Source organism: Limosilactobacillus oris, assembly GCF_025311495.1.
Classification (GTDB): Bacteria; Bacillota; Bacilli; order Lactobacillales; family Lactobacillaceae; genus Limosilactobacillus; species Limosilactobacillus oris_A.
The window spans coordinates 1,881,359-1,908,353 of sequence record NZ_CP104398.1 but is presented as its reverse complement, the minus strand read 5'-3'; the positions used below and the strand labels follow the sequence as shown (position 1 = coordinate 1,908,353).

Genomic DNA, 26,995 nt, shown 5'->3' with positions numbered 1-26,995 from the left:
AAAAAAGAGAGTGGGACAGAACTAGCTTGTCTAGTTCGTCGTCCCACCTCCGCAAGGATGGCTAGGTTGGTCAAATGCTGATTTATCAGCATTTGACCTGCCAGCCAGCTACTGCGCTGAAGCATTACTAACTTTAAAATATTAAAGAGGTTGAGCTAATTCCCAGCCTCCTTGCAATTAATATTTATGTTGATTAATTTTAGTACCAGCCGTGTGATTGCCAGAACGCCTGGGCAGCAGTCCAAGAGCCGTAACGACTCGCAACATACTGGTCGGCAACCCGTTCCTGGTTAGCGGCTGAGTAGTCACCGTTCAGGTAAGCAGCAGATAATTGGTACTTACCAATGTATTGACCATTGGTTGCGCCGTAGTTGCCACCGGATTCACGAGCAGCAATCCAGGCCTTAGCAGCGGCGTCACTACCAGCTACGCTAGAAGTGTAGTTAGAAGCAGCGGCATTCGCAGCCTGGGTTGTTGCAGTAGCCGTAGCCTGTTGGGCTTGACCAGCAGTTTGTTGTTGAGTGGCCGCCTGTGTCTGGCTAGCAGCCTGGTTAGTTCCGTTTGAACTTGGCAGGGTTGCGACTTCTTCCTGCGTTGCTGGTGCAACTTCACCATTATCCTTGATTACCAACTTTTGACCGACGTAAATCAGGTTCTTGTTAGCAATGTTGTTGGAAGAAGCCAGCGTGTCAACAAAGTTCAAATCGTGACCGAATTTGTAGGAAATTCCTGATAAAGTATCGCCACTTTGCACCGTGTAAATTGAATCTGCATTTGCAGTCGTCGCGGTAGCAATGGTTCCTAAAGCAACGGCACCAGCAACAGCAGCGGTAATTTTTGCGATGTGTTTAGATAACTTCATAGAGATAAAATCCCATCCTTTTCATATTTTTGATTTTGCGATCTTTTCTTGAGAAACGATTGATATCAATCAACAGTTAATACTATAACGCCTCGAGGTTACACCACAATTACCCCCAATTTTCAATTTCTAGCCGCTGGTAATAATCCGTAACATAGGCCATTAAAAAAGTGATGATAATGCGGAATAAGCGCATCAATTCGGTCTTAATTCATTCCCCAACCAGGATGGATATTTGTAACAAACACACGAAAAAAAGTGGTCAAAACCGGCTTGCCAAGCTGATTTTGACCACTTTTAAACTGTCTTAAACACTTTTTGTAATACTGTCGTAACGATTACTGCACCCCAGTAAGACTTAGGGGCCACTTGGCCGCTCCCGATTTTCTAATAACCGTACTCTTCAAAGGAAGCGGTTCTCCTGAGCCGGTCTTAAATGGGGTCAGCTTAACCTGCCCCTGGCCTTGGTCGTTGATATAGGTAGTCAAGTCGGCATGACTGCCTTGACCAAAACCATCTGCAACCGGAATAAAGCGGAGCTGACCGGTATCCCCAGGATCCAGCAAGGCGGTCGTCGTCCACTCGCTGCCAGCCCCATCGAGAAAGTCGCTGGCACTAACCGTGACTGCTCCCTGGTTTGCAACCACCAGGTGCAGGTCTAGCGTAGCCCCGTGAGCTTGGTAGGCGTGAACCGCCGTGTAAACTACCGGCGCCCGCAAGTCATTTGCCTGCCGGTATTCCACCCGGGCCCCGGCACCCAGCAAAATTTCAGTCCCGGCGAATAAGCCCTGGGCGCTCTTCACCATCAGCCGTTCGTCGATTGTCACCTGACTCCGGGCCCCCACGATAATCACATTATGGGGGTTAGCAAAGCACCCCTGCCCCGTGAACTCAAGCGGCACCGTTAACTGGCAATCATCGGGCACGTAAATGAACTGACCACCGTCAATGTTGGCAAGGTGGCCCGCAAACAACTGGTTGTCCTGCCAGCGGAGGGCCTTCTCCATTAAGTTCTCCTGCAGGAGTTCGGAGTAGTCCCACACCGCCTCTTCCAGGGGAAGCGCAGTGTAAGTTCCAGCATGACGCAGCCAGCCACCATTCTCCTGCCCAGTACAGCTAGTTGTTTGCCATGGGAGCCACTGTTCTTGCCCCGGGAGCACGGGAAAATGGCTTTGTAAGAGGGTCGCTAGCTGGCGCTTCTTTTGCAGCCAGTCCGGTTCTGCTTTTCCAGCCTGCTTTTTAACTGTCATCGCATAACCCCCTAGTGAACTAGCTTGTCCCAGATGACTACCTGTCCCTGGTCCAGTGACTTCGGAACGTCGATAATCCGTTGGTTGGCACTTCCCCGAAACTGGAGGGTTAAATCTTTTTGAGCCAGCATGAAGCGGCCATCAACGAGGATGTCAATGTTATGCAAGAGTTCCAGCTTATCGGCCGACTCCTTTTGCAATTCTTCCCAGGTATACCCCGACCAGGACCAGATATCCTTAGTGTGACCAAACTCCTTTCGCAAGCGGTGAACCAGTTTCAGGCAGACCTGGGTGTTAAGAAAGGGTTCGCCGCCCAGCAGGGTCAAGCCCTGGACGTAGCTTTGCGAAAGATCTTCCATAATCTGGTCTTCCAGCTCCTGGGTATAGGGTTGGCCATAGTGAAAGTTTTGAGCAGCCTTGTTGTAGCAGCCTGGGCAGTTAAAGAGGCAACCGCTGACGTAGACACTGCAGCGGACCCCCTCGCCGTCAACAAAGTTAAAAGGCTTGTAATCGGCCACGTACTGGAGGGAGTGGTCTGTAGCAAGCCACTCCTGCGGTTGAGGATTCTTCGGTAAGCGTTGGCGCTGATGTTCTACCATTTAATCCCCTCCCGTTAAATCTGCTGACCCTTAACGGTAGCGTGACCTTCACGTGAGTCACACTGCCGGGCCGCTTCAAAGGCCGCCGCGTGCTTGATCATCGACGGGCTCATGTGTTTTTCCCGGTGGATGATTTCTTCATGCCGGCCGTGAACCATTGGCCGCGCCTGGGGGTTCCCCAAGTAGCCGCAGGTCCGCTTGACCACGTCACAGGTTGCCGGGTCGGAGTTGCCACACTGGGGACACTTGAAGCCCCGGGCAGTCGCCTTGAATTCGCCCTTAAAGCCGCACTTGAAGCACTGGTCAATTGACGTATTTGTTCCCAGGTAGCCCACGTGGTCATAGGCCCAGTCCCAAACGGCTTCCAGGGCCTTCGGGTTTTGCCGCAGGTTTGGGTACTCACAGTAGTGGATAAAGCCACCCGCTGCCTGGTAAGGAAAGTCCTCCTCAAATTCCAGCTTTTCAAACGGGGTTGGGTGCTTTCGAACGTCGTAGTGGAAACTGTTAGTGTAGTATTCCTTGTCGGTGACGTTAGCAACCCGGCCAAACTTTTTCAGGTCATCCTGGCAGAAGGTATCGGTCAGCGATTCTGCCGGCGTGGAGTAGAGGCTAAAGTGGTAGCCCTCTTCGTCCTCCCACTTGGCACAGAGGTCGTGCATCGTTTTGGTAATTGAAACCGCAAAATCATGGGCCTCCTGATTGTGCTCCCAGTTTGGGCCGTAGAAGGTCGTGCAGACTTCGTAAAGGCCGATGTAGCCGAGCGAAACGGTGGCCCGACTATTCTTGAAGACCTCATCCACACTATCGGTCTTCTTGAGCCGCTTGCCAAAGGCTCCGTACATGTACAGTAACGGGGCGTTCTCAGGCTTGGCTTCCTTGGTCCGCTTAATCCGGTAGTCGAGGGCCTGCTTGCAGATACCCATCTTTTCCTGGAAAATTTCCCAGAAGAGCCGCTTGTCGCCATGGGCTTCCAGGGCGATCCGTGGCAGGTTAACAGTGACGACCCCCAAGTTTAGCCGGCCGGAGTTGACTTCCTTGCCCGTTTCGGGGTCCGTCCAGCCCTGCAGGAAGGACCGGCAGCCCATTGGCGTCTTGAAGCTCCCGGTGATTTCCTTGATTTTGTCGTACATTAAGAGGTCGGGGTACATCCGCTTGGTCGAACATTCCAGGGCCAGCTGCTTAATGTCATAGTTCGGGTCGCCGGGGTTCAAATTAAGCCCCCGCTTAATAGTAAAGATCAACTTCGGGAAGATTGCCGTCCGGTGTTCTTTCCCCAGTCCCTTGATCCGAATTTGCAAAATAGCCTTTTGGATTTCCCGCGAGATCCACGATGTCCCCAGGCCAAAATTAATGGTCGTGAATGGGGTCTGACCCTGGCTAGAGTAAAGGGTGTTAATCTCGTATTCCAGTGCCTGCATGGCGTCGTAGATATCCTTCTTGGTCTTTTCACGGGCAAACTCCTCCCGCTTGTCGGGAGCAATCCACTTCTTTGCATCCGCCATGTGCTTTTCGTAGTTAATCTTCGCGTACGGTTCCAAGAGCTGGTCAATCCGGTTGGCCGAACAGCCCCCGTATTGGAGGGAGGCAACGTTAGCGATGATCTGGGACATCTGGGCCGTTGCGGTCTGGATGGAGCGGGGCGAGGAAACCCAGGCATTCCCAATCTTAAAGCCGTGCTTGAACATCTCGTCGAAATCGATTAGGCAACAGTTCGTTTCCGGCGTCACTGGGGAATAATCCAGGTCGTGCCAGTGAATATCACCACGGAGGTGGGCCTTGGCAACCACCTCAGGAAGCATCCGTAAACCGAGGGCCCGGCTGACAACCCCGGCCTCAAGATCACGCTGGGTGTTGAAAACCCGACTATCCTTGTTGGCGTTTTCGTGGACCACCGTGTCCTTGCGCCCAAAAAGCTGTTCTAGCTTGTGCTGGGGGTTAGTCGCCTCGGCAAAAGCCCGTTCATCCGCTTGCCGGTAGTCGCGGTACTGCTTAGCCAGGTCATCATGACCAGCTGCCTTGAGCCCAGCGACGAATAAATCAGCAATCGTACTCGTCTGTACCTCATGGTTTCCCATTAAGGCATTGAAAATGGCCAAATCGACGCTGTGCCGCGTTTGCTCGTCGGCATCCAGGGCGTCTAAGACTAGGTCGATCTTGTAGGCGTAAAAGGAGCTGGGGGTCCCATCACGCTTAATAACCTTCACATCTGCCAGGTTATTTAAATTTTTTTTATCAATTATTTGGACCTTCATTAATGCCGTCTCCCTTCAAAAGTTAACAGTTTATATACTAGCACAAATACAATTGGTAGAAAGGATTGACATTTTTACCACTATATGTTGTGGTTAGGATTTGGATTACTCCCTTCCCTGGTTAAACCGATTAACTAGATTACACGATAAAAAGAGCAATTCCCTCTGACACGCTCACTAGCCCAACAGTTACCCTTTTCTCCTGCCTCCTAAATCTCAGTTTGCTTTATCGTTAGATATATTTGATTTTAACTTGCCCACACATGAAGGAACCATCATTCTTCAAGCATAGGAAAGGCGAGAAAGAGCTTCCTCGGCAGGTGGGACTAGCTGCACGGCTATTATTCGTAGGGTCCCACGTCTGATGATACGAAGCGCTAACTTTAATTAAGAACTACCGCTTTTAAAAAGACTAAAGAGGCCGGGAAAACCTCCCAGCCTCTTAATAGAATGTCTTAACGCAGCACCTAACTGGCAATCCAGCCTGCATTTAGCGCTGCCGTTGTCTTAGCCTACTGAAGCACCCGGGTTGACCCCTCGCTGACATTCCCGAGGATCATTCTGTTAGGAACAAGTTTATAATCCTGGAGGGTCATCTCTATAAAATTTATTTGCTTTTAGGCAAATGGACGCCCTTATTTTAACGTAAGCAGTCGTTATTGATACGTATTGACAAAAAGGCGTCCAAGGCCGAATCTTTTTGATCTAGTCTTGGACGCCTTCTTGTTTATTCATGACAATTTCTTTGTACTTGTTTTGCCCATGGCAAATAAGCCTCGAGGCCTTCGTCCTCGCGGTTTGGTAGGTGATCAAATAAGTATTTAAAATACTTATAGATATTCAAATGATTTAATTTTGCAGTGGCAGTTAAGCTGTAGTAAACTGCACTGGCTTGTGCACCATCAATACTTTTAGCGAATAAACTATTTTTACGAATCAGAGTTGATGGTCTGATTGTTTGTTCCACCGGATTATTGGTCAATGGAATTTGTCCATTTTCAAAGATTCGATATACTCGCTTTTTAAGTTTCAAGGCATTATTAATGGCTGCTTTTAATTGACCCTGGGGAAAGTTAATTTCTTCCAGATAATCATACAGTTGGTCTACTAAAGGCTTAACCAACAACTTTCGTTGTTGAAGCTTTTCAATTTGATTATGATACTTTAACCGATTTTCGTAATAAAAAATCGGACGCATCAATTTTAGCACTTGATAAGCCTTGGAATGCTTCAACTGCTCCTTTTTCAGTAGCCGTGTTATTCGGTAAAACTCACGACGAATGTGAACCAGGCATGAACCAAACTTTGCCCTAGGATATAGTCGATTACTATAACCACCATAGCCGTCGCACATAATAACTCCATTGTAATTGTGCCCCATAAGCTTACCGATTATTTTACCCGAACGAGTATTAAAATAATGAAACAACGCAATTTGATGCTTACTAAACTCTTCGGTAGTTCTAGTTACCCAGAAGTAGCTGGTTTCATTACGCTCATCGATTACTTTAAACGGTGTTTCATCCATATGAATAACCGCCTCTTGCTTAGTTAGATTAAGTAGCCGTTGATATAGGGGCTCTAAATAAGTTTGACTTACTTTGATAATATTAGTTGCTAATTGGCGCCCTTTGACTGGCAAACCTAAGGCTTGCCAGAGCTTAATTTGGCGATGAAATGGTAACGCCAAGTTAAACTTATATTCCGCCACTTTCGCTAAAATTGAGCTGGAAAAATAACTATGCGGTAAGAGACTCTGTGGCATCTTACTACTAACAATTTTATCGCCACCACGACGGTGGCACGTTTTACAGCGATAACTTTCCTGATAGTAGTTTACACATAAAAGTTCTGCTGGCTTTAGTTTTGGTTCACGACTATACAGATGTTTTCCAATTAGTTTCATTTCTTGATGACAATCTGGACAAAGGTTACTTTCAAGGTGAATAACATGATTAATTTGAGGCAAATTATTCAAAAAAGTAGTCCGTTGACCACTTGCCTTGGGCTTGCGGTGACGCACTACTTTCCTTGGTATTTGTTCAATCACTTCAGTGATTGATACATCGCTGTCTTGTAGCTGATTTAAGATTTGGTCATTAAAAAGTGATTGTTGGCCCTCAGCTACTTTATCAATAACTTCAGTTTTTTTCCCAAACATTTGATTCTGTTGAAGCTTAATAATTGCCATTAATTGGGCAATTTTCTTATTTGCTTCTGCCAACTGTTCTTCTAACTGTTTAATTCTCTTCTCGGCTGAATCAGTCATCGTGCGTCACCTCCTTTGATGTCCTTGATATTATACCAAAGAACCATCATTTTAAAAAGGAGTGATCTAATAAAAACTACCGGGTTTGGCAGGCTTAATTTGCTTTACCGGAAGCGGATTAAGTCCTGCTAATAACCACTTAACTTGTCTGCTGGATAGTTGTTTTGCCTCCTGACTGTACCTGGGCCACTTAAGTCGGCCATTTTCAAAGCGTTTGTACAAAAGGATAAATCCTTCACCATCCCAAAATAATCCTTTGAACCGATCATTTCTACTTCCACAGAAAAGAAATAAAGAATTATTGTATAGCTCAAGTCCATAGTTCTCAGCGATAACCATTGCTAAACCATCAATGCCTTTTCTTAAATCCGTTTTACCGCATACCAGATAGACATAATCCGGGACCGTCCAATCAATGAGCATAACGAACAATCACCTTAGCTATTTCACTTACCAAATTAGGATTAGCTCCGCGGAAAGCAGTTAATCTTATATCATTAACTTCCATTTTTACTGCGGGCCGCGAGGCCATGCGTTTGCTTTTATTAAAGGTATCCTTACTTTTAAAAACTGGGGTAATAATTTCAGATTTTTCTTCCATCAAAAATGCCTCCTACACTGGGATAGTCTCAGTATAGAAGGCACATTGAATAATTCATAGACGTGTTGTTATTGACTGCTTACATTTTAACTGATGTCCAAGCAGAAATAAAATTTAAAATAAAAACAGGCTTGAACGCTTCTAAGCCAGCAATTCAAGCCTATTTAATATTAGCTGAATAGTATCTGTAAAATGCCTCCGGTGGGGGTCGAACCCACACTCCCTCAACGGGAACTGGATTTTGAGTCCAGCGCGTCTGCCAATTCCGCCACAGAGGCATCAGCTAACTAAAAGGTGGTAATCGGATTTGAACCGATGATAAAGGTTTTGCAGACCTCTGCCTTACCACTTGGCTATACCACCAAATAGTTAAGATTGAACAGGAAAGACCCTCATGTTCAATCATAAGGGCGGTATGTGGGATTTGAACCCACGCGTGCCGGACCCACAAACCGGTGTGTTAACCAAACTTCACCAATACCGCCAAAATATTCAGTTAAGCAGGGATAGTAGGAATCGAACCCACAATGACGGTTTTGGAGACCGTAGTTATACCGTTTAACTATATCCCTATAAATGGAGGAGGGTGGATTCGAACCGCCGAACCCGAAGGAACGGTTTTACAGACCGTCGCGTTTAGCCAGACTTCGCTACTCCTCCATAAATGGCGCGGGACGGAATCGAACCGCCGACACACGGAGCTTCAATCCGTTGCTCTACCAACTGAGCTACCGAGCCATCGTGTATGGGTAACAACTATTAAGTTGTTAATGGAGGATACAGGGCTCGAACCTGTGACCCTCTGCTTGTAAGGCAGACGCTCTCCCAACTGAGCTAATCCTCCAAAAGTGACCCGTGCGGGATTTGAACCCACGATACCAGCGTGAAAGGCTGGTGTCTTAACCACTTGACTAACGGGTCATAACGGAGAGTAAGGGATTCGAACCCTTGATACAGGCTTTAACCCGTATACAGCATTTCCAATGCTGCTCCTTCGGCCAACTCGGACAACTCTCCAGTATCCGAACCCCGGCACAAAGCCAGGTGCCAAAGTCCGTCAATCGCGTGGCAACGTCCTATCCTCGCAGGGAGCGATCCCCCAACTACTTTCGGCGTGTTGAAGCTTAACTTCTGTGTTCGGCATGGGAACAGGTGTATCCTTCAAGCCATCATCACCACACTTCATCTCTTCCGAGATGAGAGCTTGCGCTCTCAAAACTAAACAATATCTATCCCTTTCCAACAAACCTTTCCGCTTTGCCTTGGTTAAGTCCTCGACCGATTAGTAATGGTCCGCTCCATGCATCACTGCACTTCCACTTCCATCCTATCTACCACATCATCTTTGTGGGGTCTTACTTCCCCGAAGGGAATGGGAAATCTCATCTCGAGGCGAGTTTCACACTTAGATGCTTTCAGCGTTTATCTCGTCCATACATAGCTACCCAGCGATGCTCCTGGCGGAACAACTGGTACACCAGCGGTATGTCCATCCCGGTCCTCTCGTACTAAGGACAGGTCCTCTCAAATTTCCTACGCCCGCGACGGATAGGGACCGAACTGTCTCACGACGTTCTGAACCCAGCTCGCGTACCGCTTTAATGGGCGAACAGCCCAACCCTTGGGACCGACTACAGCCCCAGGATGCGATGAGCCGACATCGAGGTGCCAAACCTCCCCGTCGATGTGGACTCTTGGGGGAGATAAGCCTGTTATCCCCAGGGTAGCTTTTATCCGTTGAGCGATGGCCCTTCCATGCGGAACCACCGGATCACTAAGCCCGACTTTCGTCCCTGCTCGACCTGTCTGTCTCGCAGTCAAGCTCGCTTGTGCCTTTACACTCTCCGAATGATTTCCAACCATTCTGAGCGAACCTTTGGGCGCCTCCGTTACCTTTTAGGAGGCGACCGCCCCAGTCAAACTGCCCACCTGACACTGTCTCCCAGCACGTTCAGTGCTGCGGGTTAGAGTGGTCATAATGCAAGGGTAGTATCCCACCAGCGCCTCCAGCGAAACTAGCGTTCCGCTTTCTACGGCTCCTACCTATCCTGTACAAGCAGTACAAACACTCAATATCAAGCTACAGTAAAGCTCCATGGGGTCTTTCCGTCCTGTCGCGGGTACCCTGCATCTTCACAGGGATTTCAATTTCACCGAGTCTCTCGTTGAGACAGTGCCCAGATCGTTACGCCTTTCGTGCGGGTCGGAACTTACCCGACAAGGAATTTCGCTACCTTAGGACCGTTATAGTTACGGCCGCCGTTTACTGGGGCTTCAATTCTGAGCTTCGCCGAAGCTAACCCATCCTTTTAACCTTCCAGCACCGGGCAGGCGTCAGCCCCTATACTTCATCTTACGATTTTGCAGAAACCTGTGTTTTTGATAAACAGTCGCCTGGGCCTTTTCACTGCGGCTGGCCTTGCGACCAGCACCCCTTCTTCCGAAGTTACGGGGTCATTTTGCCGAGTTCCTTAACGAGAGTTCTCTCGCTCACCTTAGGATTCTCTCCTCGACTACCTGTGTCGGTTTGCGGTACGGGCAGTTGAATACTCACTAGAAGCTTTTCTCGGCAGTGTGACATCGGCGACTTCGTTACTTTAATTTCACTCCCCATCACAGCTTGTCAACTCGCAACTAAGCATTTGACTCAGTTACTGACTTACTGCTTGGCCGCACTCTTCCAATCGTGCGGTTCGCTTAGCCTCCTGCGTCCCTCCATCATTCAAACGCATTCAACTGGTACAGGAATCTCAACCTGTTAGCCATCGCTTACGCCTTTCGGCCTCGGCTTAGGTCCCGACTTACCCTGGGAGGACGAGCCTTCCCCAGGAAACCTTAGTCATTCGGTGGACAGGATTCTCACCTGTCTTTCGCTACTCATACCGGCATTCTCACTTCTAAGCGCTCCACCAGTCCTCACGGTCTGACTTCGCCGCCCTTAGAACGCTCTCCTATCACGTGCACGTAGTGCACATCCACAGTTTCGGTAATATGCTTAGCCCCGGTACATTTTCGGCGCAGGATCACTCGACTAGTGAGCTATTACGCACTCTTTAAATGGTGGCTGCTTCTGAGCCAACATCCTAGTTGTCTATGCAACTCCACATCCTTTTCCACTTAGCATATATTTAGGGACCTTAACTGGTGATCTGGGCTGTTCCCCTTTCGACGGTGGATCTTATCACTCATCGTCTGACTCCTGAGTATAAATCGATGGCATTCGGAGTTTATCTGAAGTTGGTAACCCATGACGGGCCCCTTGTCCAAACAGTAGCTCTACCTCCATGATTCTTTTCCTCAAGGCTCCCCCTAAAGAGATTTCGGAGAGAACCAGCTATCTCCAAGTTCGTTTGGAATTTCACCGCTACCCACACCTCATCCCAGCCATTTTCAACTGACACGGGTTCGGTCCTCCAGTGCGCTTTACCGCACCTTCAACCTGGACATGGGTAGGTCACCTGGTTTCGGGTCTATAACTACATACTTCATTCGCCCATTTAAGACTCGCTTTCGCTACGGCTCCGACTTTTCCGTCTTAACCTTGCATGCAATCATAACTCGCCGGTTCATTCTGCAAGAGGCACGCCGTCACCCTTTAACGGGCTCCGACTGCTTGTAGGCACATGGTTTCAGGAACTTTTTCACTCCCCTTCCGGGGTGCTTTTCACCTTTCCCTCACGGTACTGGTTCACTATCGGTCACTAGGTAGTATTTAGCCTTGCGAGATGGTCCTCGCTGCTTCCGACGGGGTTTCACGTGTCCCGCCGTACTCAGGATCCTGAACGGAGAATGTGACGTTTCGTCTACGGGGCTATCACCCTCTCTGGCACAGCTTCCCAGCTGTTGCGACTACGTCGCATCTTGGTAACTCCATTGTTCAGTCCTACAACCCCAGCAAGCAAGCTCACTGGTTTGGGCTCTTCCCCTTTCGCTCGCCGCTACTCAGGGAATCGATGTTTCTTTCTCTTCCTGCAGCTACTGAGATGTTTCAGTTCACTGCGTCTTCCCCCTGCTAGCTATAGATTCACTAGTCAGGTAACCAACGACTAAGCTGGTTGGGTTTCCCCATTCGGAAATCTCCGGATCAAAGTGTACTTACCACTCCCCGAAGCATATCGGTGTTTGTCCCGTCCTTCATCGGCTCCTAGTACCAAGGCATTCACCATGCGCCCTTCATAACTTAACCTTGATGATCACTTCGTGATCACCCTGATTAATTGAGTTAGCGATTATTTCGTTAATTAAACTCAAATAACGCGGTGTTCTCGGTTTATTGTTTTCAATAAAAAGAAATTAGATATTATTTAGTTTTCAAAGTACAAGCTCAAAAAAAAAAAAAGGGAAAAAACAAACCCCCCCCCTTACAAAAAAGGCCCCCCCCCCCGAACAAAACCCCCAAAAAAAAGGCCTAAAAGGAATTAAACCACCACCCCCCCCTTATCAGGCGTGCGCTCTAAACCAACTGAGCTATAGGCCCAAATAAGCGTCTTCGTTTTGAAAGGTAAACCTCTCAAAACTAAACAAAGTTTCAACTATGTGCAGGTTCCGTTTTATTCCTTAGAAAGGAGGTGATCCAGCCGCAGGTTCTCCTACGGCTACCTTGTTACGACTTCACCCCAGTCATCTGTCCCGCCTTAGGCGGCTCCCTCCAAATGGTTAGGCCACCGACTTTGGGCGTTACAAACTTCCATGGTGTGACGGGCGGTGTGTACAAGGCCCGGGAACGTATTCACCGCGGCATGCTGATCCGCGATTACTAGCGATTCCGACTTCGTGCAGTCGAGTTGCAGACTGCAGTCCGAACTGAGACCGGCTTTAAGAGATTTGCACACCCTCGCGGGTTAGCTGCTCGTTGTACCGGCCATTGTAGCACGTGTGTAGCCCAGGTCATAAGGGGCATGATGATCTGACGTCGTCCCCACCTTCCTCCGGTTTGTCACCGGCAGTCTCACTAGAGTGCCCAACTGAATGCTGGCAACTAGTAACAAGGGTTGCGCTCGTTGCGGGACTTAACCCAACATCTCACGACACGAGCTGACGACGACCATGCACCACCTGTCTTTGCGTCCCCGAAGGGAACGCCTCATCTCTGAGGTTGGCGCAAGATGTCAAGACCTGGTAAGGTTCTTCGCGTAGCTTCGAATTAAACCACATGCTCCACCGCTTGTGCGGGCCCCCGTCAATTCCTTTGAGTTTCAACCTTGCGGTCGTACTCCCCAGGCGGAGTGCTTAATGCGTTAGCTTCGGCACTGAAGGGCGGAAACCCTCCAACACCTAGCACTCATCGTTTACGGCATGGACTACCAGGGTATCTAATCCTGTTCGCTACCCATGCTTTCGAGCCTCAGCGTCAGTTGCAGACCAGACAGCCGCCTTCGCCACTGGTGTTCTTCCATATATCTACGCATTCCACCGCTACACATGGAGTTCCACTGTCCTCTTCTGCACTCAAGTCGCCCGGTTTCCGATGCACTTCTTCGGTTAAGCCGAAGGCTTTCACATCAGACCTAAACAACCGCCTGCGCTCGCTTTACGCCCAATAAATCCGGATAACGCTTGCCACCTACGTATTACCGCGGCTGCTGGCACGTAGTTAGCCGTGACTTTCTGGTTGGATACCGTCACTGCGTAAACAGTTACTCTTACGCACGTTCTTCTCCAACAACAGAGTTTTACGAGCCGAAACCCTTCTTCACTCACGCGGTGTTGCTCCATCAGGCTTGCGCCCATTGTGGAAGATTCCCTACTGCTGCCTCCCGTAGGAGTATGGACCGTGTCTCAGTTCCATTGTGGCCGATCAGTCTCTCAACTCGGCTATGCATCATCGCCTTGGTAAGCCGTTACCTTACCAACTAGCTAATGCACCGCGGGCCCATCCCAAAGTGATAGCCGAAACCATCTTTTATTGGAAAACCATGTGGTTTTCCAAGTTATGCGGTATTAGCACCTGTTTCCAAATGTTATCCCCCGCTTTGGGGCAGGTTGCCCACGTGTTACTCACCCGTCCGCCGCTCACTGGGAATCCAACGTCAAATCAGTGCAAGCACGTCATTTCTGTTGGGCCAGTGCGCTCGACTTGCATGTATTAGGCACACCGCCGGCGTTCATCCTGAGCCAGGATCAAACTCTCATATAAAATATAAGAACTTGAATAGCTCTATTTCAAATTAATTAAGCGAATTGACTTCGCAAATGTTTTTGCTTCAATCACCGAAGTGACCGAAGACCCTACACATTTGATTCGTCGAAACTTTGTTCAGTTTTCAAAGGTCTACCAAGCTGTCATCAGACAGCTTTTATATTTTATCATCAAGGTGATTTGATGTCAAGAACAACTTTTAACGATTCTTGATTATCATCTCACAAGACAACTCATTCATGGTAACAAAGATGTAAATCTCTGTCAACAACTATTTTGAAGCATCAATCACACTGCTCCGTAACAGCAAGTAATAATATACCAGGCATTCCCCTGTTCGTCAACACTTTTTTTGAATTTAAAAAGTATGCCGCAGTTCATATAAACTGTCGTAAACTTCAATCGCCGTTAAGTCAATGCTGTCAAAGCAGAACCGTTCCTGTGGACGGAAACGCACAAAAATAAACTCATCGCTTTCACGAACATAGGTCACTTCGCAAACCGGAATTCCAAACTGTTCAAACATCCGACGCTGTCTTTTCCCGCTTGTATCACACCGCATCGCATTGAGGCGGCGAACAATCGGCAGCAACATTGATTCTTCCACTAAGTCAATCCTCCTTAACTAAAAAGGGCTGGAGAACATCCCCAACCGCTAATCTTCATGTTTAATTTTATCTGGTTTAATAAACAATGCAACCATCCCGGCGAACATCCCGAAATAGTACGTCAACAGCCGCCACAAAATCATCGCCAACACTAGCTTAGTACCAGAACCAATAAAGCTGGCAAAAAGAACGGAGAATGAGTACTCTGCCCCACCTGCTCCTCCCGGAATTGGGAAGAGCGAAATGATCATGAAAATAAGCACATGGAGGCTAATCACCATTATAAAGTTCATTCCGTGAACCCCAAGTGCCAGCATAATGAAGTATGGAATCGCATAATAGAAAAACAGCTGGCACAACGTTACCAGGCAGACCTTAGCCATCTTCCCGTATTCTTCCTTCATGCGGAGACTTTCCTGATAAAAAGAGTCCACCTTTTCATTCAAAGAAATTCGTAGTCGCTCGTACCGTTGCGGTTTCATAAACCAGGCGCAGGGTTTAATCAACAAGTTCAGGGCCCGCTTGGTGAATCCGTACCAGTACATCACCAGCAGCAAACCGACGATCACCGCCAAGTGGATAACAAACCCCAGCAATACCAGCAGTGATAACGCATGGAGTTTTTCTGCGATAAAGTGGAAACCAATCAGTAAGCTGACCAGGAAGTTAATCACGATCATCGCTTGGAAAACCACGAACTTCATCAAGAGAACCGAGCTTGCCAGTCCCCCGTCAACGCCACACTGCAGCATTGCTACAAGCTGGGCAGGCTGACCCCCGGTGGAAAAGGGCGTAATCCCGTTAAAGAGCTGCTCAATCGGGGGCAACCGCAGCGCATCTTTCCAGGTAAAGTCAGCATGACGGTTATTCATAAAAATCTTCACCACGACCCCCTCTAGAATTAGGTAAAGACAAATACAGGCTAATGCAACCAGCATCCACCACCAGTTAAGGGTAAAAAAGTCCTGGATCAGTAAGCGGAGGTTGACGGTCCGTAGGGAGTAGGCAACGATCCCCCCACCAATCAGCAGCATCGCAACCAGAGCGAGCCAATTTTTCCTACTCATGCTGGCCCTCCTTTACCTGGCTTTGGTAAAAGGCAAGCCAAACCTTTGCTAAATGATCCTCCGAGTAGCGTTGGGCCGCCCGATGAGCCTGCTCCTGCCAATGAGCCAGCCGCGCCGGGTCATTTCGTAAGAGGGTCAGTTTTACCTGCATCTCATCCACATCCTTAGCCGGCTCGTAGTCACCAGCAATGATTGAATGATACAGGTCAAGGTCCCGCAGCATTACTGGGGTCCCACAGCTAAACGCTTCTAAGACCGACATTGGGAAAAGTTCATTATAAGAAGGGAGCAAAAACAAGTCCGCTAGGTTATTTAGATCGGCAATTTCGTCCCGGCTAACGATTCCGGTAAAAAGCAGGTTGCTTGGCGGGTTATCGACAACTTTTTTCAACTCTGTATAGCCGTCCGTCAACCGTCCAAAGGAAAAGCCCCCGGCCCAAATAAACTGAACGTCTGGATTCTGCCGCGCCAAGGTAATAAAGTCCGGTACTCCCTTGCGTTCCTGTACCTGCCCCGAACCTAAAACGACAAACTTATCCGCAGGCAGGTGGTAATGACGCCGCAATTGCGCACGCTGGCTTGCATCCACCGGGTGGAAACGTTTGGCGTCAACAAAATTTGGAATATAGGTAATTTTCTGGCGGGGAATACCATAAGCGGTTAACTTATCAATAAAAGACGGGTTAACCACCACTAAATGGTCCATTCGTTTATAAAAGGCAATGACATAATGGTAAAAAATCCCACGAAAAGGCTGTGGGATTTTTAAACTCCCCTCCAGTGTTTCCGGCAAGAAGTGAACGTAGCCGATTTTTCGGCCCCGCTTTTTGGAAAACGTCGAAAAATAGAAGGGTAAATCAATTGTGTGGTAATGACTAATGTCGCTTTCTCGGTAGTGGTTGATCTGGATGTCCAATTGGTCTTGGCACCGGCTCCGTAGCAGGTTGACCAATTCCAGGTAGGCACTGCCGACCCCCTGGCCAGCTACCTTATCAGCAGACGAAAACATTGTAATCTTAATCATCACTAACTCCTTGAACGATGAAATAGACGACGAGAATGATGGTGGGCTTTCGCCGCTTCTTCTGCCGCAAGCTGTTCCTGGCAGTCATTATAAAAAGCGACCACCCGTTTTGCAAACACCTCTGCCGAAATCGCGTGAAGTTTTTCCTGGCGGCGAGCATGGGATTCCTGACTGGCAGGATGGTTAAGGTAGTAATGAACTCCCTTTACCAGGTCTGCCCGTTTTTGGAAACTAACCCCAATCGCCGGATCATCAATCAGCTCATCCGTGTACACGCTCCGCATCACTACAATTGGCAGATCGGAAGCCAGGGCCTCATCATAGGTCAAGCCCTGAGACTCCGAATCCGAGGCTGACACGAAAACGTCCGCCATCTGGTAATAATGATGGACGTCCGCGTTTTTAATCTCACCAGCAAATTGAACGTGGTCAGTTAGCTTCATCTGCCGAACCTGCCGTTCCAAAGTAGTCCGGGCCGGACCATCCCCAACAATCAGCAGCTGGGTCCGGGGATCCTGGGCCAGAATATCTGGCATCGCCTCAATCAGCGCATGAATATTCTTTTCGTAAGCCAGCCGGCTAAGTGACAACAGGACCGGCGTATCCGGCTCATAACCGTACTTTTCCCGTAGGGCCGCCAGCTCCGCGGGAGAATCCCACTGCTGGTAAACCCGTAAGTTAATTCCGGTGGGAATGATCCGAATCGGCGCACTAATCCCGTACGAACGGAGCGTATCTAGCACCCGCTCACTTGGAGCCACGATTCCATCCATGTTTTTCATGTAGAGTCGGGCATAGGTCGCTACATTCTTAGGCTTAACAATGTGACCATTTGCAATGTAGTGGAGGTAGTCCTGGTACATCGTGTGATAAGTATGCAAGCACGGAATTTTCAACTCGTGCGCAACTATCTTGCCCATCATCCCCAGCGCAAACTCGGTCTGGTTATGAACCACGTCTAGCTGAAACTTCTTTGCCAAGTGGACTGCCCGAAAGGCTCCGCGCACCGCAATTCGGCGCTCAGTAAAAGAGACAAAGGGGATGCTCGGGAAGCGGTAAATTCCCGCCTCAACATCATCCTCCTTTGCCTTGGGATCAGTGGTCGTAAAGATGTATACGTTGTGTCCCTGAGCAGTTAACTCGTCACGGAGGGTCTTGATCGACGTCGCCACCCCGCTGACCTGCGGAAAATATGTATCTGTAAAAAGACCGATATTCACACTAACTGCTCCCATCTATTATTTTCGTCCATAATATTAGCTATTATACTAAATGCATCTTTCTTTAGCAAAGACCCGTATTTTTTATTGTAAGATGAATTACCACAAGCGACAAGCTCTGATGGATGGATTAAGTCTTTCTTAAAACAAACAACCAGGTGATTGGCTGGTAACGGCTCATCTCCTGGTTGTTGTTTAGTTTGACAGGCTGCCCTTATTGAAAAGTCAGCTCCCGTCCTTCCTATCTATTGAGTTCCGGAAGCGCTGTGCGAACCAGCTCCGCCACTTCCGGAGCGCTTTGTGCATTCAACGCCCGGTGCACAAGCGGTTGCAGCTGGCGGGTGTTCATTTTCTTAATCAGGGACCGAATTTGTAAGATCCGGTTGCTATTCATTGAAAACTCATCTAGCCCCATCCCCATTAATAAGGGGGCGGCCAACGGGTTCCCTGCCATTTCACCGCACATTCCAACCCACTTTCCTTCAGCATGGGCGGCGTCAATCACTCGTTTGACCGTCCGCAAGACTGCGGGGTGCAACTCTTGATAAAGGTAGGCCACCCGTGGGTTCCCCCGGTCCGCCGCGAACAGGTATTGAATCAGGTCGTTGCTGCCGATGCTAAAGAAGTCGACCTCCGGGGCAAAAATATCCGCCATCATGGCAACCGCGGGAATTTCCAGCATCATCCCCAGCTCAACGTTCTGGGCCAGTGGAACCCCCGCCGAACTAAGTTGAGCCCGTTCTTCCTCCAAAATTGCCCGGGCCTGGTGAAACTCTTCTAACGTTGCCACCATCGGAAACATAATCGCCAGCCGGCCGTAAACAGACGCCCGGAGCAGGGCCCGCAATTGGGGACGCAAAATTTCCGGGCGGGCTAACCCAATCCGAATAGCGCGAAAACCAAGATAGGGGTTCGCCTCGCTCGGCAGCGGGACCATCCCCAGCCGCTTGTCTCCCCCAACATCGAGGGTGCGGGCAACCACCCGTTTTTCATTCATCCCCGCGACAAATTGCTTGTAGGCGCGAAACTGTTCCTCCTCACTCGGCAAGCGGGACTGGTTCATGTATAAGAACTCGGTCCGAAGAAGGCCAATCCCCTCGGCGCCGTTCTTCCGAGCATCCTCCATATCCGCCAGGGTGCCCACGTTGGCAGCAACTTCAAAGTGCCGGCCGTCCGCACTAATTGTCTGCTGGTTCCGAACCGCTCCCCAGGCTTCCTGCTCCCGGGCAAACTTGCCAGCCAGTAAGCGGTATTGCTCAAGCTCTTCCTCCGTTGGCCGGACGATTACCTTGCCGTGAATGCCATCGACAATGAGGAGGTCACCGTTTTGGATTTCCGTCGTTGCGGTTTTTGTCCCGACAACGACCGGCAGCGAAAGGGTCCGACTCATAATGGTAAAGTGTGAGGTCCGGCCCCCTGTATCAGTAACCAACCCAGCGACATAGCGCCGGTCAAATTGGGCGGTGTCGGTCGGAGTGATGTTTGCGGCAACAATAATTGCCCGGTGGTCCAGCTTTTGCGGATCCGGAAGTTCCACCGCCATTAAGTGGCTTAGCAGCCGTTTGGCAACATCCCGCATGGCCGTCCCCCGCGCCTGCAAGTAATCATTGTCATTTTGCTTTTCAAAAATGGTTAGGTAGTGATCCGCGGTCTGCTTGACCGCCCACTCCGCAGTCACCCCGGACTGCATAATCTCTTGCCGCATCATCGCAAAGAGGGCCGGATCCCCCAGCATTGCTAATTGGGTATCTACCACAGCGGCCGCCCGCTGCCCTAATCGTTCGTGGGCCTGGTCACGAATGCGGCGAAGTTCCTGGCGGCTGAACGCAAAAGAATCATGAAGCCGCGTGACCTCATGATCCTTATCATTAGTATGCTGTTTTTGAACAGGCAGATCTGACCCCACTAACAGGTAGGCAGGAGCAATTGCAATCCCGTTGCTCGCTGCCAACCCATTTAGCAGTAAAGACATTAGTCAGTCAATCCTTCCTTCTTCATTGTTTCAGCAACGGCATCCAGGGCTTCCTTTTCGTCATCCCCACTTGCGGTGATGGTAACGTTGGCGTTTTGGCCCACACCAAGTGACATTACACCCATGATGGACTTCAGGTTAACGCTCTTGCCCTCGTATGACAGGGTAACGTCTGAAGCAAACTTGGAAGCAGCTTGTACCAAGATCGTTGCTGGACGTGCGTGGATACCAGTTTCAGCAGTAATAGTAAAATCGCGTTTTTCCATTATTAATCAGTCTCCTTCGAGCAGATTTACTTTTATCAGTGATTATTCTACCACCGATACACCTCGATAGATATATTTTAGCAATTGTAAGCGGTAAATACAAGCGAGTCCGGGGCACTTATCGCTTTACCAACCGGTAGATGATTTTACCGCCAATGTGCGCCTTCCCCACAATTTGGGTCCGGTAGGGATATGAGTGGTAGACCGGCTGAAATTCCTGAAACTGCTCTGGTCCAATTTCAAACTGGTCGATTTTCCCTGCCCGCAAGTCGTCGAGGAGCTGTTGATAATCTTGTTCTGCCATCTTCTCGCCTCCATTTTTCTTCTATTATACACGACCCCTGAGTGACCCTCTTTAGCAAACTCACTTGAAGAGTGCTAAAATAATGCTAAATCAGCTGCTTTTCCTGATTAGAAAGGCCATATCACCTCTGCAATCAAGCAGGCGGTATTTTTTAGCCAGGTCGAGACACTTGACTTGCGCTGTAATAAAAAGTAAGTATAATATAATCAATAGTCAAGAATGGTCAAACATTTTTTGCCATGATTTTATCAAGGAGGTATTTACCTGATGCTCTGTCAAAATTGTCATCAAAATCCCGCATCAATCCACCTACAAATGAACTTTAATGGTCAGCGGGTGCAAATTGACCTCTGCCAACAATGCTACCAAAAATTACAAAATCTCCAAACTAATCTGATGAACGGAGGTAACGGAATGAATAACTTTAACTTTGGAAGTCTCGAAGACTTTATGAACGCAATGAACGATATGCAAAGCCAGGCGGCCGGCCAGAATGGTCAAGCCGCTGGTCCCCAGGGGCAACAAGCCGGCGGGCGGCGTGGCGGTAAGGGCATCCTCGGCCAATACGGGATCAACCTTACTGAAATGGCGCGCCAGGGTAAAATTGACCCGGTAATCGGCCGGGACAACGAAATTAAACGGGTCATTGAAATTTTAAACCGGCGGACCAAGAATAACCCGGTCCTAATCGGTGAAGCCGGGGTTGGTAAGACCGCCGTAGTTGAAGGCCTCGCCCAGGCCATCGTTTCCGGCCAAGTTCCTGAAAAGCTGGCTAATAAGGAAATCATCCGTTTAGACGTTGTATCCTTAGTTCAAGGGACCGGAATTCGGGGCCAATTTGAAAAGCGGATGCAGCAATTAATGGAAGAAGTTCGCAAAAACAAGAACATCATCCTCTTCATTGATGAAATCCATGAAATTATGGGTGCCGGAAATGCCGAGGGCGGCATGGACGCTGGCAACGTTTTGAAGCCGGCCCTCGCCCGTGGCGACTTCCAATTAGTCGGCGCGACGACCCTGAATGAATACCGGAAGATTGAAAAGGACGCAGCCCTCGCCCGCCGGTTCCAACCGGTCGAAGTCGACGAACCATCCGTGGACGAAACCATCAAAATCTTGAATGGAATCAAGGCCCGCTACCAGGACTACCACCACGTCAAGTACACCGACAAAGCGGTCGTTGCCGCTGCCAAGCTCTCTGACCGCTACATCCAGGACCGCTTCCTGCCGGACAAGGCGATCGACCTCCTAGACGAAGCTGGCTCGCGCAAGAACCTGACCCTGAAGACGGCCGACCCGAACATGATTGAAAACGAGATTCACACGGCCGAAGCGCACAAGCAGCAAGCCGTTGACAACCAGGACTACGAGAAGGCCGCCTTCTACCGGGACCAAGTTACCCGACTGGAAAAGGCTAAGAAGGATGCCGAAGAAAACCACACTGAGGAGTCCGCAACGGTTACTGCTCAGGATATGCAAAAGATTGTCGAGGAAAAGACCAACATCCCCGTTGGTGACCTCCAGCAGCAGGAAGAAAACCAGCTACGGGACCTCGATAAGGAACTGGAAGCCCACGTAATTGGCCAAAACCAGGCCGTTGACAAGGTGGCACGGGCAATTCGGCGGAACCGGATCGGCTTGAATAAGTCCGGTCGGCCAATTGGTTCCTTCCTCTTCGTTGGACCAACCGGGGTCGGAAAGACCGAAACTGCTAAGCAATTGGCTAAGCAGCTCTTTGGTTCTAAGGACGCCATGATTCGCTTTGACATGTCAGAATACATGGACAAGACGTCCACTTCCAAGTTGATTGGGGCAGCTCCTGGCTACGTTGGTTACGAAGAAGCCGGGCAGCTGACTGAACAAGTTCGGCGTCACCCGTACAGCTTGATCCTGCTGGATGAAGTGGAAAAGGCCCACCCGGATGTCATGCACATGTTCCTGCAAATCCTGGATGACGGCCGACTGACTGACTCCCAGGGCCGGACTGTTAGCTTCAAGGACACGATTATCATTATGACTTCCAACGCCGGAACGGGCGATGCAGTTGCCAGTGTTGGTTTTGGAGCCGAAGCTGCTGGCTCGACCCACTCGATCATCGACAAGTTAACCAACTACTTCAAGCCGGAGTTCTTAAACCGGTTTGATGACATCGTCCAGTTCAACGCCCTCACCAAGGAGGACCTGATGAAGATCGTCAACCTGATGATCGATGACGTTAACAGAATGCTAAAGGAAAAGGACCTCCACATTACCGTTCCGGATGACGTGGACGAAAAGCTGGTCGACCTGGGTTACGATCCGAAGATGGGGGCTCGGCCTCTTCGTCGGGTAATCCAAGAACAAATTGAAGACCGGATTGCCGACTACGTCCTTGACCACGGTGACGTCCACGACTTAGCCGCCCAACTAGACTCTGCTGGCAACATTACCGTCGTTGCCGCCGGTGCCACCCAACCAGCCGAAGCACCAGCAGAAAACAAGTAAATACTAGCTCAATCAAGGGAGCGAGACAGAAGTCGAAATCGGCTTCGTTTTCGAGCCCCCGTCGACGCGCAGCTAGTCTTTAGAAAGCACAAAGAGGGCTTCAGCGTTCGGCTTTACCGAGCACTGAAGCCCCTTTGTGTACTGCGCTGTTCGTCTTTTATCTAAGTAATAGTACTTATGTCATAGCCCTTTTTCCTATCCTAATCGCCGGCGCACTTCCAAGACCGGGTAAGCAACCAGTGGCACCACGATAGCGGCAAAAACTAGCTCAGCCAGTCCATTCGTCGCCATGATCGTTTCAAGAGCAGGCAGCAAGTGAGCAACGTTAACTCCATAGGCCCGTGCCACAGCCGGAGTCCGGTAAAAGATTGCGATTGCTCCCAAGACAAGGCCGGTGTTCGTTAGGCTGCCAGCGATTCCCGCAAGAATCATCGCTAGCCGGGGCTGCTTACTCAGGCGGGCCAGCCAACGGTAAAGGTAACCCGCTACCAACCCAATCATGATTCGCGGCACCACCGAAACCAGGGGGTTAATCATGACCAGGGGGGCCAGGGGGCTTGACGGTGCGACGAAGGCCCGGACCCAGGTCAGAATTCCCCAGACCCCGCCGATAATGGCACCATCTACCGGTCCAACCACGATTGCCGCAATAATCACGGTTACGTGCATGGTTGTAATACTCAGTGGGCCAACCGGAATGTTCCCTAAAAATGGTACGAAGTCTTGTAAAATAATAATCGCAATCAAAATTGAGCGAATGGTGCTTCGCTGGATCTGTTGGCGGCGTTTCATCTGGTTATCCCCTTTTGTAAATTTACTGAAACTATTTTAGCAAACGGAAATAAAGTTGGCTAGTTTCTGACTTCTCAGGGACTAAGGGCCAAAATGCGGTATAATTAAATTAATTATCTTTTACAATGAGGTGGGAATCGTGTTAGAACCTTTGAAAACTGGCAACCCAATTTGGGTGTACTACCTTGATATTGACACTGGTGAGAACTTAATGGTCCCCCAACTGATGCGGGGCGTCGCCGGCTGCAAGTACCACGTTGAACGGAAAAACTTTCCCCGCTACCGCTATGTCGACGTCGACGGTGCGACCGATGGCACTTTTAACATGCAGCGCAAGGACGTCAAGTTCTATTATCGGAAGGACAACTGGCAGGAAGTCGAAGCCGTTGATACCTACCTGCAAATCGACCAGGCAGCCACGGTCTACGATAACGTCAAGGGCTTGCCAATTGACATCCCCCTCCCCGCCGGAATTGTTGTTAAGGCCTTTCACCGGGTCAATACCGAAAATGGTGACACCTGGTACGAGCTGGGCGCCGACCAGTGGGTTCGCTACCAGGGGATGCGCGTCATCACCAATCCCTACCAAAATAATGATCACCAGCCTTCCACACTGGCGGATCAGTTAACAATCCTACCGCTAAAGAACGTTCAGGGAACCGTGGATTACCTGCCGAACCGGGAAATCGATGTCTATGACGCCCCCTATGGCAAAAAGGTCGCGACCATCCCCGATGGTAAACGGGTCAGCATCAGCGGTAAGTTAGATGATAATGGCGAAATTACCTGGTACCAAATTGGCGACCAGCGCTTCATCACTGGAAACTACGTCATTGTCGATAATCAAGAAGATTAAAGTATGAGAGTGGGACAGAACTAGCTTGTCTAGTTCGTCGTCCCACCTCCGTCGACGCGCAGATAGCCTGTAGGAAGGCTTGCTGCACTGAGGCATTACTAACTTTAAAATATTAAAGAGGTTGAGTTAATTCCCAGCCTCTTTTATTTTAAAGGAAAACCGTAGCGCAGTGCCCGTGCGAAAACAGGATGGTGAACTAGCCGAGCTAGTATTCTCTCTTTTTATGATTTTTATTACAAAAACATTACATTTTAATTGCTGATATGTTACAATAATAGTGTAAACAAGAAGTAGTAATGCCTCCTGCGGTTAAAGGGGTGTTTATAATGAGATTAAATAAAGCCATTATCAATAGTTCATTAGTATTATTACTCGCACTCGGACTTGGTGGCTGTGCGGCCAATAATAGTGCCAGCACGCATAAGACTAGCCACGAGCCAACTTCCGCAAAGGTCACGAAAGCAAATAACCATAAGAAAGCCGCTAACGATAGCACTGACCAGCCAAGCACTAAGCAGGAAAGCAACCAGGCCACTGCTAACCAGGCGGCCATTGAGACCCCCGCGAGCTATGCAAACGTAAATCAGCCAGCCAGCGTTATTAATCCAGCACTCGCTAACAGCAACGCGGTAGCTTCCGGCAACCAGGCTCCTGTCGCAGGCCAAACTAATGCTAACCAAAGCAATCAGCTTGTGCGGCCTGAACAAAACACCCAGCAAGCAGTTAATAACAATGACGAACAAGAATTACCGGCACCGTTTTTCTACTACTGGGTTTGGAACGATGAGCAAGGACGGACCCATAACGTTGATTGGGATATGTCTGATATCATCAACCACAACAATGGCACGATTACCAATGAATATCGCTATGACCCGATTCCAGGCCAAGCTGTTCAATATGATAGTCGGGAATTCAACCTCCACTACCATGATGGCGGTTACCAATGGGTAGTTAACTTCGACAACCAGATTAACGCCAACCCGAACCACGGGGTTGTTAACCGCATGAATTAACCCATTTAAAGATAAAGAAGCAGTTAGACGGAATGTCCATCTAACTGCTTCTTTTATTATTCTTTTGTTTCATCCTTTACCGGGTGTTCAATCCGGTAAATATCAAAGAAGTATTCCGCAATCGTCTTGAGGACGGCGTAGAACGGGATGCAGAGAATCATTCCCGCAATTCCCGCGATGTGGCCCGCTGCAAGCAAGAGCAGGATGATTGTCAACGGGTGAATTTGGAGCGTCTTCCCGATAATATTCGGGTAAATCACGTTCCCGTCGATTTGCTGGACCACAATAACCACAATGATAACCAAAATCAGCTTCTGCGGAGCCATCGTCAGTGACACAAAGAGTGCCGGCGCGATTCCAATATAAGGACCGATATAGGGAATAATGTTGCACAGACCGGCAACAATCCCGAGCACCAGGGCCAACGGCTGGTGGATCAACAGGTAGCCCAGCGAGGTAAAGACGGCCACAAACAAGCACTCAATTACCTGCCCCGCAATGTAGGAAGACAGGGTATCATTCATCTTCCCCAGCAGCTGGTCGACTTCCTTAGCGTGGTGCGGTGATAGCCACTTCTGGATGCTTGGCCCCAGTTTGGACCCATCCTTCAGCATATAGAAGAGCATTACTGGCACCGTGATGGTCACAACCGTAATATTCGTCACCGCATTAATGACGTCGCCAATCCGCGATGATAGACCCTTGAGGACCACCTGGGCATAATTTGCAAGCTGGTGATCAAACTGCCGGTAGTAAGCCGTCAGGTCGATATTTTTCAGAGGCGAATGCTGGATCGTATCATTCAGCTGCCGTTGCAAGCCGCTCGCCGTCTGTGGCAAGTGGGCCACCAGACTCGTAATTTCCTTGACCACTGGCGGAATCAACATTGCCAGGCCGCCACAGATAATCAAAATCAGCATTAAAACCAGCAGCAAGCTAGCAACGCCCCGGTTAAGGCGAAAGCGACCCAGACGGACTTTCAGTAATAATTTCAAAATCGGGTTGAGCATGTAATAAAGAAAACCCGACAAAATCAATGGCACAAAGACTACTGAAATAAAGGTAAGAAAGGGCTGGAAAATAAACTGGATCTTGGTGCACACCCAAATCAGAGCCGCGATCACCAGTAGTAGGCTCGGCCAAAAGAGCCAATGGTAGTATTTTTCTTTCACGTTTTCTCCTCGTTTCTCGTTAAGCATTCGTATAATATAGTAAGCCTTTTACCACCGAAAAGATAGCTTAGGTCCCCTTTTCTGGTCGTAATCACCAGCTCATTAAACATTTATTACGAAAAATGACTAAGTTTGAAATAAATTGACATTTTATTGTCTAAAAGGTTACATAAATATTTCAACCGTGTTACAATATAACTATTGAAAGAAAAGAACAATGTTAAAAAACATTGCGGAAGGGG

The 26,995-nt window shown here is 49.1% G+C and carries 19 protein-coding genes, 9 tRNA genes and 3 rRNA genes; 3 read left to right on the top strand and 28 right to left on the bottom strand.

Translation table 11 applies throughout. The features are described from left to right. Window positions 1–199: 199 nt before the first annotated feature. The 26 genes from apf to N4599_RS09300 form a co-directional block, all read right to left on the bottom strand. Window positions 200–862, bottom strand: coding sequence for an aggregation-promoting factor (apf, locus tag N4599_RS09425; protein ID WP_191364207.1), 663 nt, complete (start codon window positions 860–862; stop codon window positions 200–202). Window positions 863–1,200: 338 nt separating this feature from the next. Next, window positions 1,201–2,112, bottom strand: coding sequence for a SufD family Fe-S cluster assembly protein (locus N4599_RS09420; protein WP_260899310.1), 912 nt, complete (start codon window positions 2,110–2,112; stop codon window positions 1,201–1,203). A gap of 11 nt (window positions 2,113–2,123) precedes the next feature. Further along, window positions 2,124–2,711: an anaerobic ribonucleoside-triphosphate reductase activating protein gene (gene nrdG / locus N4599_RS09415; RefSeq protein ID WP_191364205.1), complete on the bottom strand. Its 588-nt coding sequence runs from the start codon at window positions 2,709–2,711 to the stop codon at window positions 2,124–2,126. Between the two features lie 14 nt (window positions 2,712–2,725). Next, a complete protein-coding gene (gene nrdD, locus N4599_RS09410) occupies window positions 2,726–4,963 on the bottom strand; it encodes an anaerobic ribonucleoside-triphosphate reductase (protein ID WP_191364204.1) in 2,238 nt (745 codons plus the stop codon). A 727-nt stretch (window positions 4,964–5,690) separates the two neighbouring features. Then, window positions 5,691–7,232, bottom strand: coding sequence for an IS66 family transposase (tnpC, locus tag N4599_RS09405; protein WP_260898843.1), 1,542 nt, complete (start codon window positions 7,230–7,232; stop codon window positions 5,691–5,693). A gap of 66 nt (window positions 7,233–7,298) precedes the next feature. Continuing rightward, window positions 7,299–7,655 (bottom strand): IS66 family insertion sequence element accessory protein TnpB, encoded by a 357-nt coding sequence (gene tnpB, locus N4599_RS09400; protein ID WP_260898845.1) that lies wholly within the window; start codon window positions 7,653–7,655, stop codon window positions 7,299–7,301. Further along, the gene (locus N4599_RS09395) at window positions 7,645–7,833 is read right to left on the bottom strand and encodes a hypothetical protein (RefSeq protein ID WP_260898847.1); all 189 of its coding nucleotides are present in this window, start codon (window positions 7,831–7,833) and stop codon (window positions 7,645–7,647) included. Before N4599_RS09395 ends, tnpB begins: the two co-directional genes overlap by 11 nt. Window positions 7,834–8,026: 193 nt before the next feature. Beyond that, a tRNA-Leu gene (locus N4599_RS09390) sits at window positions 8,027–8,111 on the bottom strand. 14 nt (window positions 8,112–8,125) lie between these two features. Further along, window positions 8,126–8,196: transfer RNA gene (locus tag N4599_RS09385), tRNA-Cys, on the bottom strand. 46 nt (window positions 8,197–8,242) lie between these two features. Beyond that, a tRNA-His gene (locus N4599_RS09380) sits at window positions 8,243–8,317 on the bottom strand. Window positions 8,318–8,334: 17 nt separating this feature from the next. Next, a tRNA-Trp gene (locus N4599_RS09375) sits at window positions 8,335–8,405 on the bottom strand. A gap of 5 nt (window positions 8,406–8,410) precedes the next feature. Then, window positions 8,411–8,493, bottom strand: a tRNA-Tyr gene (locus tag N4599_RS09370). A 5-nt stretch (window positions 8,494–8,498) separates the two neighbouring features. After that, window positions 8,499–8,571, bottom strand: a tRNA-Phe gene (locus tag N4599_RS09365). Between the two features lie 33 nt (window positions 8,572–8,604). Next, window positions 8,605–8,677 (bottom strand) — tRNA-Val (locus tag N4599_RS09360). Window positions 8,678–8,682: 5 nt separating this feature from the next. Continuing rightward, a tRNA-Glu gene (locus N4599_RS09355) sits at window positions 8,683–8,754 on the bottom strand. Window positions 8,755–8,758: 4 nt separating this feature from the next. Beyond that, window positions 8,759–8,850, bottom strand: a tRNA-Ser gene (locus tag N4599_RS09350). Window positions 8,851–8,896: 46 nt separating this feature from the next. Beyond that, a 5S ribosomal RNA gene (rrf, locus tag N4599_RS09345) occupies window positions 8,897–9,013 on the bottom strand. Window positions 9,014–9,095: 82 nt separating this feature from the next. Then, window positions 9,096–12,019: ribosomal RNA gene (locus N4599_RS09340) — 23S ribosomal RNA — on the bottom strand. A 375-nt stretch (window positions 12,020–12,394) separates the two neighbouring features. Continuing rightward, window positions 12,395–13,969: ribosomal RNA gene (locus N4599_RS09335) — 16S ribosomal RNA — on the bottom strand. The 16S, 23S and 5S rRNA genes sit together here with 9 tRNA genes alongside, the layout of an rRNA operon. A 361-nt stretch (window positions 13,970–14,330) precedes the next feature. Then, window positions 14,331–14,579 (bottom strand): DUF1797 family protein, encoded by a 249-nt coding sequence (locus N4599_RS09330; protein ID WP_191364042.1) that lies wholly within the window; start codon window positions 14,577–14,579, stop codon window positions 14,331–14,333. A gap of 48 nt (window positions 14,580–14,627) precedes the next feature. Beyond that, window positions 14,628–15,647 (bottom strand): lysylphosphatidylglycerol synthase transmembrane domain-containing protein, encoded by a 1,020-nt coding sequence (locus N4599_RS09325; RefSeq protein WP_260899307.1) that lies wholly within the window; start codon window positions 15,645–15,647, stop codon window positions 14,628–14,630. Continuing rightward, window positions 15,640–16,671, bottom strand: a complete 1,032-nt coding sequence (locus N4599_RS09320) for a glycosyltransferase family 4 protein (RefSeq protein WP_191364044.1) — start codon at window positions 16,669–16,671, stop codon at window positions 15,640–15,642. Before N4599_RS09320 ends, N4599_RS09325 begins: the two co-directional genes overlap by 8 nt. Before the next feature lie 2 nt (window positions 16,672–16,673). Then, window positions 16,674–17,891, bottom strand: a complete 1,218-nt coding sequence (locus N4599_RS09315) for a glycosyltransferase family 4 protein (RefSeq protein WP_260902537.1) — start codon at window positions 17,889–17,891, stop codon at window positions 16,674–16,676. A 241-nt stretch (window positions 17,892–18,132) separates the two neighbouring features. Further along, a complete protein-coding gene (gene ptsP / locus N4599_RS09310; protein ID WP_191364045.1) occupies window positions 18,133–19,863 on the bottom strand; it encodes a phosphoenolpyruvate--protein phosphotransferase in 1,731 nt (576 codons plus the stop codon). Next, window positions 19,863–20,129 (bottom strand): phosphocarrier protein HPr, encoded by a 267-nt coding sequence (locus N4599_RS09305; RefSeq protein ID WP_003712636.1) that lies wholly within the window; start codon window positions 20,127–20,129, stop codon window positions 19,863–19,865. The genes ptsP and N4599_RS09305 overlap by 1 nt, the downstream gene beginning before the upstream one ends. 118 nt (window positions 20,130–20,247) lie before the next feature. Continuing rightward, a complete protein-coding gene (locus N4599_RS09300; RefSeq protein ID WP_062812986.1) occupies window positions 20,248–20,433 on the bottom strand; it encodes a hypothetical protein in 186 nt (61 codons plus the stop codon). A 267-nt stretch (window positions 20,434–20,700) separates the two neighbouring features. Between N4599_RS09300 and N4599_RS09295 the strand changes: the two genes are divergently transcribed. Next, window positions 20,701–22,917, top strand: a complete 2,217-nt coding sequence (locus N4599_RS09295; protein WP_260899302.1) for an ATP-dependent Clp protease ATP-binding subunit — start codon at window positions 20,701–20,703, stop codon at window positions 22,915–22,917. A 195-nt stretch (window positions 22,918–23,112) separates the two neighbouring features. Here the strand turns inward: N4599_RS09295 and N4599_RS09290 are convergent, their stop codons facing one another. After that, window positions 23,113–23,709, bottom strand: coding sequence for an ECF transporter S component (locus N4599_RS09290; RefSeq protein ID WP_260899300.1), 597 nt, complete (start codon window positions 23,707–23,709; stop codon window positions 23,113–23,115). 139 nt (window positions 23,710–23,848) lie between these two features. On the opposite strand from N4599_RS09290, the gene N4599_RS09285 reads away from it, so the two are divergent. Next, window positions 23,849–24,565 (top strand): MucBP domain-containing protein, encoded by a 717-nt coding sequence (locus tag N4599_RS09285; RefSeq protein WP_260899298.1) that lies wholly within the window; start codon window positions 23,849–23,851, stop codon window positions 24,563–24,565. 326 nt (window positions 24,566–24,891) lie between these two features. Continuing rightward, window positions 24,892–25,581, top strand: coding sequence for a hypothetical protein (locus N4599_RS09280; RefSeq protein WP_260899296.1), 690 nt, complete (start codon window positions 24,892–24,894; stop codon window positions 25,579–25,581). A 56-nt stretch (window positions 25,582–25,637) separates the two neighbouring features. Here the strand turns inward: N4599_RS09280 and N4599_RS09275 are convergent, their stop codons facing one another. Further along, window positions 25,638–26,780, bottom strand: a complete 1,143-nt coding sequence (locus N4599_RS09275) for an AI-2E family transporter (protein WP_260899294.1) — start codon at window positions 26,778–26,780, stop codon at window positions 25,638–25,640. Between the last annotated feature and the right edge of the window lie 215 nt (window positions 26,781–26,995).